The following is a 17,029-nucleotide window of genomic DNA, read 5'->3' as shown; positions in this document are numbered from 1 at the left end:
TCGGCGGGGCGGCGTGCACGAGGTGAGGCCGATGTCCACGTTTCCCCTGCGCCCCTTCTGGAGCCGATGCCGCCGAATGGCGCAATGCCCCGTCGCCATTTTCCGGAGAGTTTTCGCTCTGATGGCGAGGGCCCCGGCGCGCGCCGCCGACCGACGGGGCCCTCGCCTTCAGAGCGGTGCGCCGCCGGGAAGCACGCCGAGTGGTGGGCGGGGCCAGGCCCCGCCCCCCCCCCATGAGCCACCCCCCACGAGCCACCCCCCCTGCCCCCCCCCCCATGGGCCCCCCCCCATGAGCCCCCCCCCATGCGCCCCCCCCCCCTGAGCCCCCCCCCCCTGAGCCACCCCCCCCTGAGCCACCCCCATGAGCCGCGCCCGGCGCGTCACCATCGCGCACCACCCGCTCGTTCCCCGGGGCGGCAATCGGGGATACGTCCTTCGGCATCAACTCGCCTGCATTCAAGCTCAGTTGCACTTTTCGTCTGAGGGCTTGCACTTTCCTCGGCAAGCCTTGTCACCCTTCCGCGCGGGGCTCGACGATATGGCGACCCTGCCGCTGCCCGGCGGCACGACGTCCGCCCGGTCCGCCTTCCGTCACCGTCTCTTCAGCGGATCCCACGCCGCAGGCGTCCGGCGGCCGGAAGAGGACGGTCACCGGAACCAGGAGAGACGATGCCCCACCGCACCCGCCGCCGGCCGCATGGAGCCTTGCCGGCTCTCCGCCCAACGGCACCCGTGATGGCCCGAACGGTCTTGGCCGCTCTGTTCAGCACTGCCGTCCTCGCCGGCCTCGCCACGCTCTCCGCGCCGCCTGCGCAGGCGGAGGCCGGGCCCGCGGCATCCGCGAACACCTCTGTAAAATCGGCCACTTACCACGTCGACTGCGCCGAGGGGTCGGACTCCGCTCTCGGAACCAGCCCCGCCACCGCCTGGCGCACCCTGAAGAAGGCAAGCGCCGCGGCCCTCCGCCCGGGTGACCGAATCCTCTTCAAGCGTGGCGTCACCTGTACCGGCACCTTCGCCCCCACGGCATCGGGGGCATCCGGTGCGCCGCTCGGCGCCGGGGCGTACGGGAGCGGCGCGAAGCCGCGCATCGCGGGGGCCGGCGCGCGTGCCGCGATCCTTCTCGACAACGTCCAGCGCTGGGAGCTGCGCGACCTCGACGTCACCAACACCGGCCCGGCCACCACGACCGACCGCCGCGCCGGGATACTCGTCCGGCTGCACGACTTCGGCACCGGTCACCACTACCTGGTGGACGGCGTCGATGTGCACGACGTCAACGGGGCCGATTTCAAAGACCCCGACCCCTCGGGCGGCATCCTCTTCGCCGTACAGGGCTCAGCCGTGGCCACCCGCTTCGCGGAGGTGACGGTGCGTCACTCAACAGTGGAGCACACCGACCGCACGGGCATCGGCACCTCTTCCACCTGGGGCCGCAGGCCGGAGCACCCCCAGGGGCCGGGGACGTCCTTCGCGCCGATCACGGGACTCTCGGTGCACCACAACACCGTGCGGGATGTCGGCGGTGACGGCATCGTCGTGCAGAACGCCGTCGGGGCGCGGGTGGAACACAACCTGGTCGCCGGCTTCAACACCCGCTCGGCGGGCTACAACGCAGGCATCTGGGCCTGGAACTCCGACCGCGTCGTCTACCAGTTCAACGAGGTCACCGGCGGTCACGGCACCCGCGACTCGATGGCGTACGACATCGACGGAGGCAACAACGGCAACATCTACCAGTACAACTACAGCCACGACAACGAAGGCGGCTTCCTGCTCATCTGCAACGGTGAGGGGATGACGTCGGACCGCAACACCGTCCGCTACAACGTCAGCGTCAACGACGAGAACAAGTCCGCGCCCTACGGCGTCATTTCGGTCGTCTGCGGCCCTGCGACCAACACCTTGGTGCACAACAACACCATCACCACAGCCTCCTCCGGCACAGTCATGGTCAGCAGCAACGGCCCCGGAGGCGTCACCTTCCGCAACAACATCTTCGCCGGTGCCGGGACGACCTCCCCGATCGCCGACCCGCACAACGTCTACGACCACAACCTCTACGCCCGCATTTCCGGCATCCCGGGCGACAGCGCGGCGGTACGCGCCGACCCGCGGTTCGTCTCCCCGGGTGACGTCCGCCTGCGTGCCGGTTCCCCGGCCCTCGGTGCGGGCGTGGTCGTGCCCGGCTCGGGCGACCGGGACTTCTACGGCAACCCGGTCCCCGACCCGCCGAACATCGGGGCGGACCAGGGGAGTGGGAGGTAGCGCGGCCGGGCGGGCGGGGCGGGGCCCGACCGGTCCTCGTCGGCGGGGCCGGTGGGGCTGTCGAGGCCGAGGAGGTTACGGCGTCCGGTGGGAGGTGCGGCTGAACACCGTGGTGCCGCGTTCGAAACTCCCAAACTTCTGCGAGCCTGGTGTAACACCCGACGTTCCGGCTGGTCACACAGACCAGCGGAGGCACCGCGGGCCGGGGTGCCCGGCCCGTTAGCGGTGCGTTAGCGCTGCGTTAGCGGACCGGCAGCGCCCTGGGCCACGCTGGAAGCAACGGACGGACCATACGCACCCGCACCAAGAGGGTACGGACGCACAAGACGAGGGGGACACTCATGTCGCTCACCGCCAAGACCCTCGGCCGCGGCCGTCGTGCCGCCGCCGGTTCGCTGATCGCCATCGCGGCGCTCACGCTCACCGCCTGCCAGGAGGGGAGCAACTCCGCGGCCGGTCCGCCGTCCGCCTCCTCGCCGGACGCGGCGCGCACCTCCGAGGGCGACCACAGTGCGACGCCGTCCGGCGACGCCCTCAAGCCGTCGGGGACGCAGGCGCCCTCCGCGGAGACGGAGCCCTCCGCGGGTGCGTCGAAGCCGTCCGGGCACAAGTCACCTGATGCCGGCAGCCCCAGCCCGTCGCGGAGCAAGAACGCGACCAAGTCGCCCGCGGGGCGCTGCACCGCCCCGCAGATGTCGCTGCGCCTGGGCCCCTCCGACATCGGCGCGGGCAACATTCACTACCCGCTGGTCTTCACCAACAAGGGTAAGAACGCCTGTTCGCTGCGGGGCTACCCCGGCGTCTCCCTCATGTCCCGTGACGGTTCGGTCATCGGCAAGCCCGCCTCCCGCGAGGGCGGCGCCGGCGGTTCCGTCACGCTGCGGCCGGGGCAGAGCGCCCACGCCGTGCTGCACACCGTCAACGACGGGGTCTCGGACACCCCGTGCTGGTCCTCGTCGCAACTCGTCTACGTCTACCCGCCCGGCTCGAAGGACTCGATGACCACGCAGAGTCGCGGGCTGCGGGTGTGCGGCGGACGGTTCACCGTCACGACGATGGAAACGGGCGCCACTGCCTGACGATTTCCGGGGTGAGCAGGGCCTGAGCGGGCCGGTCATGGACCGGCCCGCTCAGGCGTGTGAGGGGGCGCGGGGCACGCGACGCCGGTGCGTCACTGGAACGGCCCCCGTTGTGGTTCCGGTCGACGGGTTCGGTGCTACCACTGTGTACGGAAGCCGTGAAATGTGCGCTTTCGTTGCATACCTCCCCAAGGAGGCATCCCTATGGATGCAGCATCTTCGACCGTGGCCGACAGTGCGGATACGGCCGGAAAGCCGTCCGCCGAGGACGAGTCCCCGATCCACGTTCTCTGGATCAACGCGGGGCTGAGCTGTGATGGCGACTCCGTTTCGCTCACCGCCGCGACCCAGCCGAGCATTGAGGAGATCGCGCTCAGTGTGCTGCCGGGCCTTCCCAAGGTGGCCGTGCACTGGCCGCTGATCGATTTCGAATGCGGGCCCGTGCAGGGTGCCGACAACTTCATCGAGTGGTTCTTCAAGGGCGAACGCGGCGAGATCGACCCGTTCGTCCTTGTCATCGAGGGGTCCATCCCGAACGAGTCGATCAAGCCGGAAGGCTATTGGTGCGGCTTCGGTGACGACCCCGAGACCGGCCAGCCGATCACCACCAGTGAGTGGATCGACCGTCTCGCCCCCAAGGCGCTGGCCGTGGTCGCCATCGGCACCTGCGCCACGTACGGCGGCATCCACGCGATGTCCGGTAACCCGACGGGCGCCATGGGCGTGCCCGACTACCTGGGCTGGGACTGGACGTCCAAGGCCGGCATCCCGATCGTGTGCGTGCCCGGCTGCCCGATCCAGCCCGACAACTTCTCGGAGACCCTTACCTACCTGCTCTACCAGGCGGTGGGCTCGGCTCCGATGATCCCGCTGGACGACCAGCTGCGGCCCACTTGGCTCTTCGGCGCGACGGTCCACGAGGGCTGCGACCGGGCCGGATATTACGAGCAGGGTCAGTTCGCCACCACCTACGACTCGCCCAAGTGTCTGGTGAAGCTCGGATGCTGGGGCCCCGTGGTGAAATGCAACGTGCCCAAGCGGGGCTGGATGGACGGCATCGGCGGCTGCCCGAATGTCGGCGGCATCTGTATCGCCTGCACCATGCCCGGCTTCCCCGACAAATTCATGCCGTTCATGGACGAGCCGCCCGGCGGCAAGGTCTCCAGCACCGCCAGTGCCGCGTACGGCAGCGTCATCCGCCGCCTGCGACAGGTCACCGCGAAGACCGTCGACAGCGAGCCCAAGTGGCGCCACCGCGGCGACAAGCTGACCACCGGTTACCGGTCCCCTTGGTAACAGCAGGAACCGGAGCCGCCTGAGCGTCCGGCCTCTCCGTCCGACCCCACCTCCCGCGCACGAAGAAGGGCACGGCACACACGATGGCACCGAAGACAAAGGCGGCCGGTGACGGCAGCGGTCTGACGGAGATGGCCTGGGATCCGATCACCCGGATCGTGGGCAGCCTCGGCATCCACACCAAGATCGACTTCAAGCAGAAGCGGGTGGCGGAGTGCTACAGCACCTCGTCGGTCTTCCGTGGCTACAGCGTGTTCATGCGCGGCAAGGACCCGCGGGACGCGCACTTCATCACCAGCCGCATCTGCGGTATCTGCGGCGACAACCACGCGACCTGCTCGGTGTACGCGCAGAACATGGCCTACGGCGTGAAGCCTCCGCACCTCGCGGAGTGGATCATCAACCTCGGTGAGTCCGCCGAGTACATGTTCGACCACAACATCTTCCAGGAGAACCTGGTCGGGGTCGACTACTGCGAAAAGATGGTCCGCGAGACCAACCCCGGCGTCCTGGAACTGGCCGAACGCACCGAGGCCCCGCACGCCGGCGAACACGGCTACCGCACCATCGCCGACATCATGCGCTCGCTCAACCCCCTGGAGGGCGAGTTCTACCGCGAGGCGCTCCAGGTCAGCCGCTACACCCGCGAGATGTTCTGTCTCATGGAGGGCCGCCATGTGCACCCCTCCACGCTCTACCCGGGCGGCGTCGGGACCATCGCCAGCGTGCAGCTGTTCACCGACTACCTCAGCCGGCTGATGCGCTACGTCGAATTCATGAAGCGCGTCGTCCCGCTCCACGACGACCTGTTCGACTTCTTCTACGAGGCGCTGCCCGGTTACGAGGAAGTCGGCCGGCGGCGCGTGCTGCTCGGCTGCTGGGGCGCCCTCAACGACCCGGACCACTGCGACTTCACGTACCGCAACATGACCGACTGGGGCCGGCGGATGTTCGTCACCCCCGGCATCATCGTCGACGGCAAGCTGGTCACCAACGACCTCACCGAGATCAACCTCGGCATCCGGATCCTGCTGGGCAGCTCCTACTACCAGGACTGGGAGGGCCAGGAGCAGTTCGTCACCCACGACCCGCTCGGCAACCCCGTCGACCCGCGCCACCCGTGGAACCAGCACACCATCCCCGCTCCGCAGAAGCGGGACTTCGGTGACAAGTACAGCTGGGTGATGTCCCCGCGGTGGTTCGACGGCAAGGACTACCTGGCGCTGGACACCGGTGGCGGCCCCATCGCCCGCCTGTGGTCGACCGCGCTGTCCGGCCTCGTCGACACGCCCTACGTCAAGTCCACCGGCCAGAGCGTGGTCATCGACCTGCCGCGCAGCATGACGAAGCCCGAGGCCCGCTTCGAGTGGAAGATCCCCAAGTGGAGCAACGCGCTGGAGCGCAACCGCGCCCGCACGTACTTCCAGGCGTACGCGGCCGCCATGGCACTGCACTTCGCCGAGAAGGGGCTGGAGGAGGTCCGCGCCGGACGCACCCAGACCTGGGAGAAGTTCGAGGTGCCGGACGAGTCCATCGGTGTCGGATTCACCGAGGCGGTCCGCGGCGTCCTCTCGCACCACATGGTCATCCGGGACGGGAAGATCGCCAACTACCACCCCTACCCGCCCACCCCGTGGAACGCCAGCACCCGTGACACCTACGGCACCCCCGGCCCGTACGAGGACGCCGTCCAGAACACCCCCATCTTCGAGGAGAACTCCCCGGAGAACTTCAAGGGCATCGACATCATGCGCGCCGTCCGCAGCTTCGACCCCTGCCTGCCCTGCGGCGTCCACATGTACGTCGGCGGCGGCAAGTCCGTGCAGAAGATGCACGTGCCCACCGGTCTGAGCGGGCTCGGCGGATGAGCGCCCCCGTGGACACCGCACCGCCCCGGAACACCGCGCCGAACGCGGAGGCGACCGGCCGGCGCGTCGAGGAGGTCCTGGATCGCATCGCGCAGCGCGACGATCCCGAGATCACCGCGTCCGCCGAGGAACTCGTCAGCGTCCTGATGGACTTCTACGGCGCGGGACTGGCGCGGATCGTGCATCTCCTCGACCGCGGCGGGAACCGCGAGGGCGACGGCGGCCCGCGCGCCGCCCTGTTGCGCGACGAACTCGTCGCGAGCCTGCTGGTGCTGCACGACCTGCATCCGGAGGATGTCGCCGCCCGCATCGAACGGGCGCTGGAGAGCGTCCGACGACAGCACCCCGCCGAGGTGGCCGGCTTCGACGAGGACGCCGGTGTGCTGCGCCTGCGCTCGGCCGACTCCGGCGGCTGCGGCTGCCCGAGCACCGCACAGGGGGCCCAGCAGGCCATCGAGGACGCCCTGTCGTGCTTCGCGCCCGAGGTGACGTCGGTGCAGATGGAGTCCGCGAAGGCGACGAAGGAGCCGACGCTGCTGCAGATCTCCAGCCGTCCGCCGACCGCCGCCACACCGTCGTGACCGGCCCGCAGACGGCGCCCACGCGTCCCGCACCACCGGCCCACCGCGGCCTGCGCCGGTTCCGCGCGCCCCGACCGCAGGCCCCGGAACGCTGTGAGCTGTGCTCCGCGGTCCTCTCGGAGCACAACCACCGCCATCTCGTCGACACGAAGAAGCGCGCGCTGGCCTGTGCCTGTACGCCCTGCGCGCTGCTCTTCGACCGGCCGGGGGAGGGCACCGGTCAGTTCCGTACCGTCCCCGACCGCTACCTCGTCGACGCCGGCCACACCCTCGACGACGCGGCCTGGGAGCAGCTCCAGATCCCGGTCGGCGTCGCCTTCTTCCTGCGCAACGCCGATCTGGACCGGCTGGTGGCGCTCTACCCCAGCCCGGCGGGCGCCACCGAGAGCGAGCTCGACCCGTCCACCTGGCAGACGGTCGTCGGCGCCAGCCGGCTCGCGCAGCTCCTCGCACCCGACGTGGAAGCCCTGTTGGTACGCCGTACCGAGGGCCGCATCGAGTGCTACCTGGTGCCCGTCGACATCTGCTACGAACTGGTCGGCCGGATGCGCCTGCTGTGGCAGGGCTTCGACGGCGGGCCACAGGCGCGCACCGCGCTGGCCGACTTCTTCACCCAGGTGGCCCGGCGGGCCCGCCCGCCGAAGGAGGACACCCGGCCGTGACCGACCTCTCCTTCGTCTGCACCGGCGTACGGGCCGACAAGTACGCCGCCGGCCCCACCCTCGTCTTCCGGCTGCGCATCACGGCCGCCGACGACGCACGGGTGCACGCCATCGCCCTGCGCTGCCAGTTCCGCATCGAGCCGGCCCGCCGCAGCTACGAGCCCGAGGAGGCCGCCGCGCTGGCCGACCTCTTCGGCGAGCGGTCCCGCTGGGGCAGCACCCTGCAGCCGCTGCAGTTCGCCCAGGTCTCCCTCGTCGTCCCCGGCTTCACCGGCGAGACGGAGGTGGACCTCCCCGTACCGTGCACCTACGACATGGATGTCGCCGCGTCCCGCTACTTCCGCGCGCTGCGCGACGGCGAGGTCCCGCTGCTCCTGCTGTTCTCCGGCACGGTGTTCGCCGGCGCCGGAGGGTTCCGCGTAGCACCGGTGCCCTGGCACAAGGAAGCCGCCTTCCGGATGCCGGTGCCCGTCTGGCAGGAGATGACCGAACAGCACTTCCCGGGCTGCGGCTGGCTCCGGCTGCCGCGCGAAACCCTCGACGCGCTGCTCGCCTTCCGCTCCCGCCGGGCCCTGCCGTCCTGGGAAGCGACCGTCGAGGCCCTCCTGGCCACCGTCGACGCCGAGGAACCCGCCCCACGCGCGCGGGTCTTCCCCGGCGCCGTCGCCCGTCCCGTCACCGAGAGGACCGCGCCGTGACGACCAGCGTGCTGCCCGACGAGATGGAGGCACGGTTCGCCGTCGCCCGGCAGGTCGCGGACGCCGTGCTCTTCGAGGGCTATGTGCTCTACCCGTACCGGGCATCCGCGGCGAAGAACAAGCTGCGCTGGCAGTTCGGCGTGCTGGTCCCGCCCGGCTGGGGCGCCGAGAGCGAGGAGCACTCCTTCCAGCGCACCGAATGCCTGATGGAGCCCAGGTCCGGCGCGCATCTCTCGGTCGAACTGCGGTTCCTGCACGCCCAACGGCGCGTCGTCCAACGCCTGTGCCCGGACGGCGAGTTCGAGACGGTCGTCGAACTCGAACTCCCCGACCGGGTGCTGGTGCCCTGGGACGAGGGCGCCGAGGAACGCGTCACGCACGTCGTGGCCGTCGACAAACTCCAGGGCGACGGCGTCACCGTGCCGTTCTCGCGGCCCGCACGCGAGGAGACCGAGCTGGTGCACGACGCGGACGGTGTGCTCGTCGGCCGCCTGGTGCGCCGCTGCGAGGAGATCAACGGCCGGGTGCGGCTGACCACGAGCCCGCTCGACGGCCCGTACGCGGCGATGCGGCTGACCGCCACCGTCGAGAACACCAGCCCCTGGACACCGGACGAGGGCGCCGCCGACCGCGAGGCGGTGCTGCCCCGCTCCCTGGTCGCGGCGCACCTTCTGCTCGGCCTCGCCCCGGGCTCCTTCCTGTCGATGACGGATCCGCCCGAATGGGCGAGTGGCGCCGTGGCGGGCTGCCGGAACGAGCACGCCTGGCCCGTCCTCGCCGGCGAGCCCGGACGCAGCGACGTGATCCTGTCCTCCCCGATCATCCTGGAGGACCACCCCGCCATCGCCCCCGAGAGCCCCGGCGCCCTCTACGACGCCCTGGAGATCGACGAGATCCTCGCCCTGCGCACCGCCGCCCTCACCGACCAGGAGAAGCGCGAGGCACGCGGCACCGACCGCCGCGCGGCGGAGGTCATCGACCTCGCCGACTCGATGCCCCCCGAGGTGCTGGAACGCCTGCACGGCGCCGTCCGCTCGCTGCGCGAGGTGACCGGCCCCGGCCCGGCGGAACCGGACGACCTCACCCCCGACGTACCGGGCCTGCGCCCCGGCACGCCCTGGTGGGACCCGGAGAGCGACCGCAGCGTCGACCCGGTGACCGACCGGATCATCGTGGACGGACAGTCCATCGGCGCGGGCAGCCGGGTGCTGCTGCGCCCCGGGCTGCGCCGCACCGACGCCCAGGACCTGTTCCTCCAGGGACGCAGCGCGCACGTCGAAGCGGTCCTGCACGACGTGGACGGCGGGGTGCATCTCGCGGTGACCGTCGACGGCGACCCCGGTGTCGACATCCGGCGCGCCCAGGGCCGGTTCCTGTACTTCCAACCCGACGAAGTGGCCCCCTTGGAGGACGCGTGAGCACCGACGCCCCCCTCGCCGACGCGTCCGGGAAGACGCTGATCGCCGGCGTGGGCAACATCTTCCTCGGCGACGACGGTTTCGGCGTCGAGGCCGTCCGCAGGCTGGGCGAACACCCGCTCCCGGACGGGGTCGAGGTCGTCGACGCCGGCGTACGCGGTGTGCACCTGGCCTACCAGATGCTGGACGGCTATCACACGGTGCTGCTCGTCGACGCCTCCGCGCGCGGTGGCGAGCCCGGCACCGTCTACCTGCTGGACGCCACGGACCCGGCCACCGCCCGCCCGCAGAGCACCGCCCTGGACGGCCACCACATGACGCCGGACACCGTGCTCGCGCTGCTCGACACGCTCAGCGCGGGCACCGGCGGGTGCCGTCCGGAGCGCGTCCTCGTCGTCGGTTGCGAACCGGCCGACGTCGAGGAGGGCATCGGACTCAGCGAGCCGGTCAGCGCCGCGGTCGACGAGGCCGTGAGCCTGATCCTGCGACTGGTCGAACCGGAGGAGCCGACGGCGGCCCCCGCCCGGCCCCACACCATCGAGAGGAATTCCACACCATGCTGAAGCTCGCCCTCGGCGGAGCGGCCGCGGCCGTGTTCGCCCTCGCCTTGAAGAGTGTTCTGCCGGACCTCAGGCGCTACCTCCGCATCCGGTCCATGTGACGGCCCGCTGCGCCGACCGGCGTACGCGAGAACGCCGCCCCGGCGAGGCATCCCGGCCGGGCTCCGCCAGCGCCGTGTAATGAAGCCGAGCGGCACCCGGTCGTCCCCGCACCAGAGAGAGACCGATGCACGAGATGTCCATCGCGCTCGCGGTCGTGGACCAGGTCGCGAGCGCGGAACGGCCCGCCGGGGCAACCGCGGTCACCCGCGTCCGGCTGCAGGTCGGCGAACTGGCCGGGGTGGTTCCCGACGCCTTGGCCTTCTCCTTCGAACTCGCCTGCGCGGGCACGCTGTTGGAGGGCGCGGAGCTGGTCACCGAAAAGGTGTCGGCCCGCGCCCGCTGCGGTCCCTGCGCGGACAGCTGGGCGGTGGGCATGCCGCCGCACCTGGTGTGCCCACGCTGCGGCGGAACGACCGCGGAACTGATGTCGGGCCGCGAACTTCAGATCGTCAGCGTCTGCTGGAACGACGCCCCGGTGCCCGCGTCGCCGCACCCACCACCGCACCTACCGACCCACTAGGAGCGCTGAACCATGTGCCGTGTCGTCGACCTGCAGCAGGCGGTCCTCGCCAAGAACGACGCCTGCGCCCACACGCTGCGCGAGGACCTGGCGGCCCGGGGCACCTCCGTGATCAACCTGCTCTCCAGCCCGGGCAGCGGCAAGACAGCCCTGCTGGAGCGCGAACTCGCCCTCGCGCACCGCCGTGGCGTACCGGTGGCGGCGCTGACCGCGGACCTGGCCACGGAGAACGACGCGGTACGGCTCGCCCGGTCCCGGGTGCCCGTCAAGCAGGTCCTCACCGACGGGCTGTGCCATCTGGAAGCGGAGATGCTGGGCGGCCATCTCGACGGGTGGCTCCCGGCCGACACCCGGCTGCTCTTCATCGAGAACGTCGGCAACCTCGTCTGCCCGGCCTCCTACGACCTGGGGGAGACCCTGCGGGTCGTGCTGGCATCCGTGACCGAGGGCGAGGACAAACCGCTGAAGTACCCCACCGCCTTCGGACTCGCCCATCTCGTCGTGGTCACGAAGACCGACATCGCCGAGGCCGTCGACTTCGACGAGAAGGCGTTCCGCGCCAACGTCGAACGCATCAACCCCGGTGTCGAGATCGTCCTCACCTCGGCACGCCGCGGCGAGGGGGACGGCGTCCTGCTCGACCGGGCGCTCGCGGCGCGGGACGGCGCCCCGGTCCACCTCCCGGTCATGAGCCGACAGTCCCACCACGCCCACGACGCCGGTCACACGCACGGCGAGGGGCATGCCCATGCGGTGGGCCACTCGCACGGCGAGGGCCACGCCCACGGCGAAGGCCACACCCACGGCGAGGGCCACTCGCACGCGCCGGCCGGTGGACCGGACTCTCCGGGGGCCCGCTCCCACACGACCGACCCCGGCACCGTGGCGTCGAGCCGCCGATGACCACGGGGCAGGTCGGCGCGGCCCCCGCGACGGCCGCCGTACGACGCCGGATCACGGTGCGCGGAGTCGTCCAGGGCGTCGGCTTCCGCCCGTTCGTCCACACCCTCGCCTCCGAACTCGGCCTGACCGGCCACGTCACCAACACCGGCGAAGGCGTGCTCATCGAGGTCGAGGGCGCCCCGGCCGCGGTCGACCGCTTCGGTGTCCGGATCCGCCGCGACGCCCCGCCCCTGGCCGTCGTCGAGGCCGTCGAAGGGGAGGACGTCCCCGCGACGGGTGGCGCCGGCTTCACCATCCTGGCCTCTCACGCCGCGGAGACCTGCCGCACCCTCGTCTCCCCGGACGCCGCCACCTGCGACGCCTGCCTCGCCGAGCTGAGGGACCCGCAGGACCGCCGCCACCGGCACCCCTTCCTCACCTGCACGCACTGCGGGCCGCGCTTCACCATCGTCACCGGACTGCCCTACGACCGGGCGCAGACCACCATGGCCGGTTTCCCGATGTGCGCCGCGTGCGCCGCGGAGTACGCGGACCCCGCCGACCGGCGCTTCCACGCCCAGCCGATCGCCTGCCACGACTGCGGCCCCCGGCTGAGTCTGCTGATCGCGGACCCCGACGACCGCACCCGCCCGCCCCGCCCCGCACCCGACGCCGACCCCGTCGCCGGGGCACGCCGGCTGCTCGCCCGCGGAGCGATCGTGGCCGTCAAGGGCCTCGGCGGCTACCACCTGGTCTGCGACGCCTCCGACGACGGGGCGGTCACGCTGCTGCGGCGCCGCAAGGCCCGCGGCGACAAGCCCTTCGCCCTGATGGCCCGGGACCTCACCGACCTCGCGCACCTGGTGCGCGTCGGAGCCGAGGAGCGGGCGCTGCTCACCGGCGTCAGCCGCCCCATCGTCCTGCTGCGCCGCACCCGCGCCACCGGGGCCGCCGCCGGAGCGCCGGGGCTGTCCCACGCGGTGGCCCCCGGCAGCCCGGACCTGGGCGTCATGCTCCCCTACACCCCCCTGCACCACTTGCTGCTCGGTCTCCCCGGCGACCCGCCGGGGCCCCGGCTGCTCGTGATGACCAGCGGAAACGTCGCCGGAGAGCCGATCGTCACCGACGACGCGGAGGCCGTGCGGCGGCTCGCGCATCTGGCCGACGCCTGGCTCGGCCACGACCGGCCCATCCAGGTCCCGTGCGACGACTCGGTGCTCCGTGTGTGCGACGGGGAACCGCTGTTCGTGCGCCGCTCCCGCGGCTATGCGCCGTTCCCGGTCACGCTCCCGCTGCCGGTGCGGCCCGCGCTGGCCGTCGGGGGCGACCTCAAGAACGTGCTCTGCCTGGCCGAAGGGCGGCGCGCGTGGCTGTCCGCGCACATCGGTGACATGGACGACCTGGAGACGCAACTCGCGTTCGAGCGGGCCGAGGCGCACCTGGAGACGGTCACCGGGGTAGGTCCGCAGCTCCTGGCCGCCGACAGGCACCCCGGCTACCGCTCCGGTCAATGGGCCCAACGGCACACCGGGGGAAGGCCGTTGGTGCGGGTCCAGCACCACCACGCGCATATCGCCGCCGCCATGGCCGAGCACGGCCTCGACGGCAGCCGCCCGGTGATCGGTGTGGCGTTCGACGGCACCGGCTACGGCGACGACGGAGCGGTCTGGGGCGGCGAGATCCTGTTCGCCGACTACGACGGCTACCGCCGTTTCGGGCAGCTCGCGTACGTGCCGCTGCCCGGCGGCGACGCCACCGTCCGGCGTCCGTACCGCATGGCGCTCGCCCATCTGCGTGCCGCGGGCATCGCCTGGGACGAGGACCTGCCCCCGGTGGCGGCCTGCCCGCCCGACGAGCGGCGGCTGCTGGCACGACAGCTCGAACGCGACCTCAACTGCGTGCCGACCTCCAGCATGGGCCGGCTCTTCGACGCCGTCTCCTCCCTGGCCGGTGTGTGTCACCACGCCGGCTACGAGGCACAGGCCGCCGTCGAACTGGAGGCCGCGGCGCTGGCCGTCGAGCAGGAGCCGGCATCGGGCTACTCCTTCGCGCTGCGCACCGCGGCGCCCGGGGAGCCGGGCGCAGAGACGATCGCCGACCCGGCGCCGGTGTTCGCCTCGGTCATCGAGGATCTGCGCGCGGGCGTCGCCCCGGCGCTGATCGCGGCCCGCTTCCACACCGCGGTCGCCGAACTCGTCAGCCGCTGCTGTGTCCTGGCCCGCGAGCGGGCCGGGGTGCGGACGGCCGCCCTGACCGGCGGTGTCTTCGCCAACACCCTGCTGGCGGAGGCCGCCTCCCGCCTGCTGCGGCAGGACGGCTTCACCGTCCTGCGGCACCGTCGGGTCCCGCCCAACGACGGGGGACTTGCCCTCGGCCAGATCGCGGTCGCCGCGCGCACCGCGCACGCGTACGGCGGTGCGTCCGCCCCCTGAGGCGGCGCCCCGCGGCGAGTTCACGGAACGTATCCACGACGAGGAGAAACCCCCCATGTGCCTGGCGGTACCCGGAAAAGTTCTGGACATCGAGGAGCGGGACGGCACCCGCATGGCCACCGTCGACTTCGGCGGGGTGGTCAAGGAGGTGTGCCTGGAGTACGTCCCCGACCTCGCGGTGGGCGAGTACGCGATCGTCCATGTGGGCTTCGCGCTCCAGCGACTCGACGAGGAGTCGGCCCGGCAGACCCTCGCGCTGTTCGAGGAAATGGGCTTGCTGCAGGAGGAGTTCGGCGACCCCTGGGAGGCGGCCGCGGAGGCGGTCGGCATGCCGGTGGCCGCCATGGGTGACGGAGCGCAGGAGGCGCGGCAGTGAAGTACATCGACGAGTTCCAGGACCCCGAGCTGGCCCGCCGCCTGCTCGACGACATCCACGCCACGGTGACGCGGCCCTGGTCCCTGATGGAGGTCTGCGGCGGCCAGACACACACCATCATCCGGCACGGCATCGACCAACTGCTGCCGGAAAAGGTGGAGTTGATCCACGGACCGGGATGCCCGGTCTGTGTGACGCCGCTGGAGGTCATCGACAAGGCACTGGAGATCGCCTCCCGGCCCGACGTGATCTTCTGTTCGTTCGGCGACATGCTGCGCGTCCCCGGCACCGACCGCGACCTGTTCCGGGTCCGCAGCGAGGGAGGCGACGTACGGGTCGTCTACTCGCCCCTCGACGCGCTGAAGATCGCCCAGCAGAACCCCCGGCGGGAGGTGGTGTTCTTCGGCATCGGCTTCGAGACGACCGCACCGCCCAACGCCATGACGGTGTATCAGGCACGCAAGCTCGGCATTCCCAACTTCAGCCTGCTGGTCTCGCACGTCCGGGTGCCACCGGCCATCGAGGCGATCATGACCTCGCCGAGCTGCCGGGTCCAGGCGTTCCTGGCCGCCGGGCACGTGTGCAGTGTGATGGGCATGGGCGAGTACCCGGAGCTGGCCGAGCGGTTCGAGGTGCCGATCGTGGTGACCGGCTTCGAGCCGCTGGACATCCTCGAAGGCATCCGCCGCACCGTCCAGCAGTTGGAGCGCGGTGAGCACACCGTGGAAAACGCCTACCCGCGGGCCGTGCGCGCGGAGGGCAACCCGGCGGCCCAGGCGATGCTTGCGGACGTCTTCGAAGTCACCGACCGCGCCTGGCGCGGCATCGGGGTCATCCCCCGAAGCGGCTGGCGGCTGTCCTCCCGCTACCGCGAATACGACGCCGAACACCGCTTCTCCGTGGGCGACATCACCACCCGTGAGCCCGCCGAATGCCGCAGCGGCGAGGTCCTGCAGGGGCTGCTCAAGCCCCACGAATGCGAGGCGTTCGGCACCACCTGCACCCCGCGCACCCCGCTGGGCGCCACCATGGTCTCCAGCGAGGGCGCCTGTGCCGCCTATTACCTCTACCGCCGTCTCGGCGTCACGCCCACTCCGATGGAGGCGAGTCCCGTTGCCTGACACCACCGTGCCGTCCTCCGGTACCGAGAACGCCGCGCCGGCCGCCCGCGACCTGCCCACCGTGGACATCACCGGCTGGACCTGCCCGGCCCCGCTGCGCGACCAGCCGCGGGTCGTGATGGGGCACGGTGGCGGCGGCGCGCTGTCCGCCGAACTGGTCCAGCAGATCTTCGCCCCCGCCTTCGGCGGCGAGGTGCTCGGTCAGCTCGGCGACTCCGCGACGGTCTCCCTGGGTGGCGTACGCCTCGCCTTCTCCACCGACTCCTATGTCGTACGGCCGCTCTTCTTCCCCGGCGGCAGCATCGGCGACCTGGCCGTCAACGGAACCGTCAACGACCTGGCCATGAGCGGCGCGCGGGCCGCCTACCTCTCCTGCGGTTACATCCTGGAGGAGGGCGTCGAGATGCCGGTGGTGGCCGCCGTGGCGGACGCCATGGGAGCGGCGGCGCGGGCCGCCGGCGTCGAGGTGGCGACCGGCGACACCAAGGTCGTCGAGGCCGGGCACGGCGACGGCGTCTACATCAACACCGCGGGCATCGGACTGATCCCGGCAGGGGTCGATCTGCGCCCGCAGCGGGTCGTCCCCGGCGATGTGGTCATCGTCAGCGGTGCCATCGGCGTGCACGGCGTGGCGATCATGAGCGTCCGCGAGGGCCTGGAGTTCGGCGTCGAGATCGAAAGTGACTGCGCGGCCCTCGGCGGCCTCGTCGAGACGATGCTCGCCGTCACCCCTGACCTGCATGTGCTGCGCGATCCCACCCGCGGCGGCCTGGCCGCGGCCCTCAACGAGATCGCGAGCGCCTCGGGCACCGGCGTCGTCCTCCAGGAGCGGGCGGTCCCGGTCCCGCCCACCGTGGCCAACGCCTGCGCGATCCTCGGCCTCGACCCGATGTACGTCGCCAACGAGGGCAAGCTGGTGGCCTTTGTGCCGCGTGAGCACGCCGACGCGGTGCTCGATGCGATGCGCGCCCATCCGCTCGGCGCCGAGGCGGCGGTGATCGGTGAGGCCGTCGAGGCACACCCCGGGATGGTGGTGGCCCGGACGCCGCTCGGCGGGACCCGGGTGGTCGACCTGCCGCTGGGCGAACAGCTGCCGCGGATCTGCTGAGGCAGCGCCTCGCGCGCACGACCGCCCGGGGCGCCGGGCCCGCCACCGAAGTGGCCAT

General features: G+C 71.6%; 16 protein-coding genes. All 16 read left to right on the top strand.

Annotation, left to right across the window (positions count from 1 at the left end; translation table 11 throughout):
* Positions 1 to 735: 735 nt before the first annotated feature.
* The 16 genes from QOM21_RS03970 (at position 736) to hypE (ending at position 16,971) form a co-directional block, all read left to right on the top strand.
* Positions 736 to 2,268, top strand: coding sequence for a hypothetical protein (locus QOM21_RS03970; RefSeq protein ID WP_407548213.1), 1,533 nt, complete (start codon positions 736 to 738; stop codon positions 2,266 to 2,268).
* A gap of 341 nt (positions 2,269 to 2,609) precedes the next feature.
* The gene (locus tag QOM21_RS03965) at positions 2,610 to 3,347 is read left to right on the top strand and encodes a DUF4232 domain-containing protein (RefSeq protein ID WP_407548211.1); all 738 of its coding nucleotides are present in this window, start codon (positions 2,610 to 2,612) and stop codon (positions 3,345 to 3,347) included.
* A gap of 204 nt (positions 3,348 to 3,551) precedes the next feature.
* Positions 3,552 to 4,643, top strand: coding sequence for a hydrogenase expression protein HypE (locus tag QOM21_RS03960; protein ID WP_407548210.1), 1,092 nt, complete (start codon positions 3,552 to 3,554; stop codon positions 4,641 to 4,643).
* Positions 4,644 to 4,726: 83 nt separating this feature from the next.
* Positions 4,727 to 6,511, top strand: a complete 1,785-nt coding sequence (locus tag QOM21_RS03955) for a nickel-dependent hydrogenase large subunit (RefSeq protein WP_407548208.1) — start codon at positions 4,727 to 4,729, stop codon at positions 6,509 to 6,511.
* On the top strand, positions 6,508 to 7,092 hold the full coding sequence (locus QOM21_RS03950; RefSeq protein WP_407548206.1) for a hypothetical protein: 585 nt from the start codon (positions 6,508 to 6,510) through the stop codon (positions 7,090 to 7,092). Before QOM21_RS03955 ends, QOM21_RS03950 begins: the two co-directional genes overlap by 4 nt.
* Complete coding sequence (locus tag QOM21_RS03945) at positions 7,089 to 7,754, top strand: DUF5947 family protein (protein WP_407548204.1); 666 nt, start codon at positions 7,089 to 7,091, stop codon at positions 7,752 to 7,754. Before QOM21_RS03950 ends, QOM21_RS03945 begins: the two co-directional genes overlap by 4 nt.
* A complete protein-coding gene (locus QOM21_RS03940) occupies positions 7,751 to 8,452 on the top strand; it encodes a DUF6084 family protein (RefSeq protein ID WP_407548202.1) in 702 nt (233 codons plus the stop codon). The genes QOM21_RS03945 and QOM21_RS03940 overlap by 4 nt, the downstream gene beginning before the upstream one ends.
* 23 nt (positions 8,453 to 8,475) lie before the next feature.
* Positions 8,476 to 9,870 (top strand): hypothetical protein, encoded by a 1,395-nt coding sequence (locus QOM21_RS03935; RefSeq protein ID WP_407555569.1) that lies wholly within the window; start codon positions 8,476 to 8,478, stop codon positions 9,868 to 9,870.
* Entirely contained in the window at positions 9,867 to 10,433 is a 567-nt protein-coding gene (locus tag QOM21_RS03930) for a hydrogenase maturation protease (RefSeq protein ID WP_407548200.1), read from the top strand. The genes QOM21_RS03935 and QOM21_RS03930 overlap by 4 nt, the downstream gene beginning before the upstream one ends.
* On the top strand, positions 10,427 to 10,531 hold the full coding sequence (locus QOM21_RS03925; protein ID WP_398559855.1) for a DUF6893 family small protein: 105 nt from the start codon (positions 10,427 to 10,429) through the stop codon (positions 10,529 to 10,531). The genes QOM21_RS03930 and QOM21_RS03925 overlap by 7 nt, the downstream gene beginning before the upstream one ends.
* Before the next feature lie 125 nt (positions 10,532 to 10,656).
* On the top strand, positions 10,657 to 11,052 hold the full coding sequence (locus tag QOM21_RS03920; protein ID WP_407548198.1) for a hydrogenase maturation nickel metallochaperone HypA: 396 nt from the start codon (positions 10,657 to 10,659) through the stop codon (positions 11,050 to 11,052).
* Positions 11,053 to 11,064: 12 nt separating this feature from the next.
* The gene (gene hypB / locus QOM21_RS03915) at positions 11,065 to 11,955 is read left to right on the top strand and encodes a hydrogenase nickel incorporation protein HypB (RefSeq protein ID WP_407548196.1); all 891 of its coding nucleotides are present in this window, start codon (positions 11,065 to 11,067) and stop codon (positions 11,953 to 11,955) included.
* Complete coding sequence (hypF, locus tag QOM21_RS03910) at positions 11,952 to 14,366, top strand: carbamoyltransferase HypF (protein WP_407548194.1); 2,415 nt, start codon at positions 11,952 to 11,954, stop codon at positions 14,364 to 14,366. Before hypB ends, hypF begins: the two co-directional genes overlap by 4 nt.
* 55 nt (positions 14,367 to 14,421) lie before the next feature.
* The gene (locus QOM21_RS03905) at positions 14,422 to 14,742 is read left to right on the top strand and encodes a HypC/HybG/HupF family hydrogenase formation chaperone (RefSeq protein ID WP_407548192.1); all 321 of its coding nucleotides are present in this window, start codon (positions 14,422 to 14,424) and stop codon (positions 14,740 to 14,742) included.
* Positions 14,739 to 15,863 carry a hydrogenase formation protein HypD gene (hypD, locus tag QOM21_RS03900; protein WP_407548190.1) on the top strand — a complete coding sequence of 375 codons (1,125 nt, stop codon included), beginning with the start codon at positions 14,739 to 14,741 and terminating at the stop codon, positions 15,861 to 15,863. Before QOM21_RS03905 ends, hypD begins: the two co-directional genes overlap by 4 nt.
* On the top strand, positions 15,856 to 16,971 hold the full coding sequence (gene hypE / locus QOM21_RS03895) for a hydrogenase expression/formation protein HypE (RefSeq protein WP_407548189.1): 1,116 nt from the start codon (positions 15,856 to 15,858) through the stop codon (positions 16,969 to 16,971). The genes hypD and hypE overlap by 8 nt, the downstream gene beginning before the upstream one ends.
* Positions 16,972 to 17,029 lie beyond the last annotated feature (58 nt).

The sequence above is a fragment of the Streptomyces sp. Pv4-95 genome (genome assembly GCF_045782725.1).
Taxonomy (GTDB): domain Bacteria; phylum Actinomycetota; class Actinomycetes; order Streptomycetales; family Streptomycetaceae; genus Streptomyces.
This window is presented reverse-complemented; position numbering and strand designations above follow the sequence as displayed.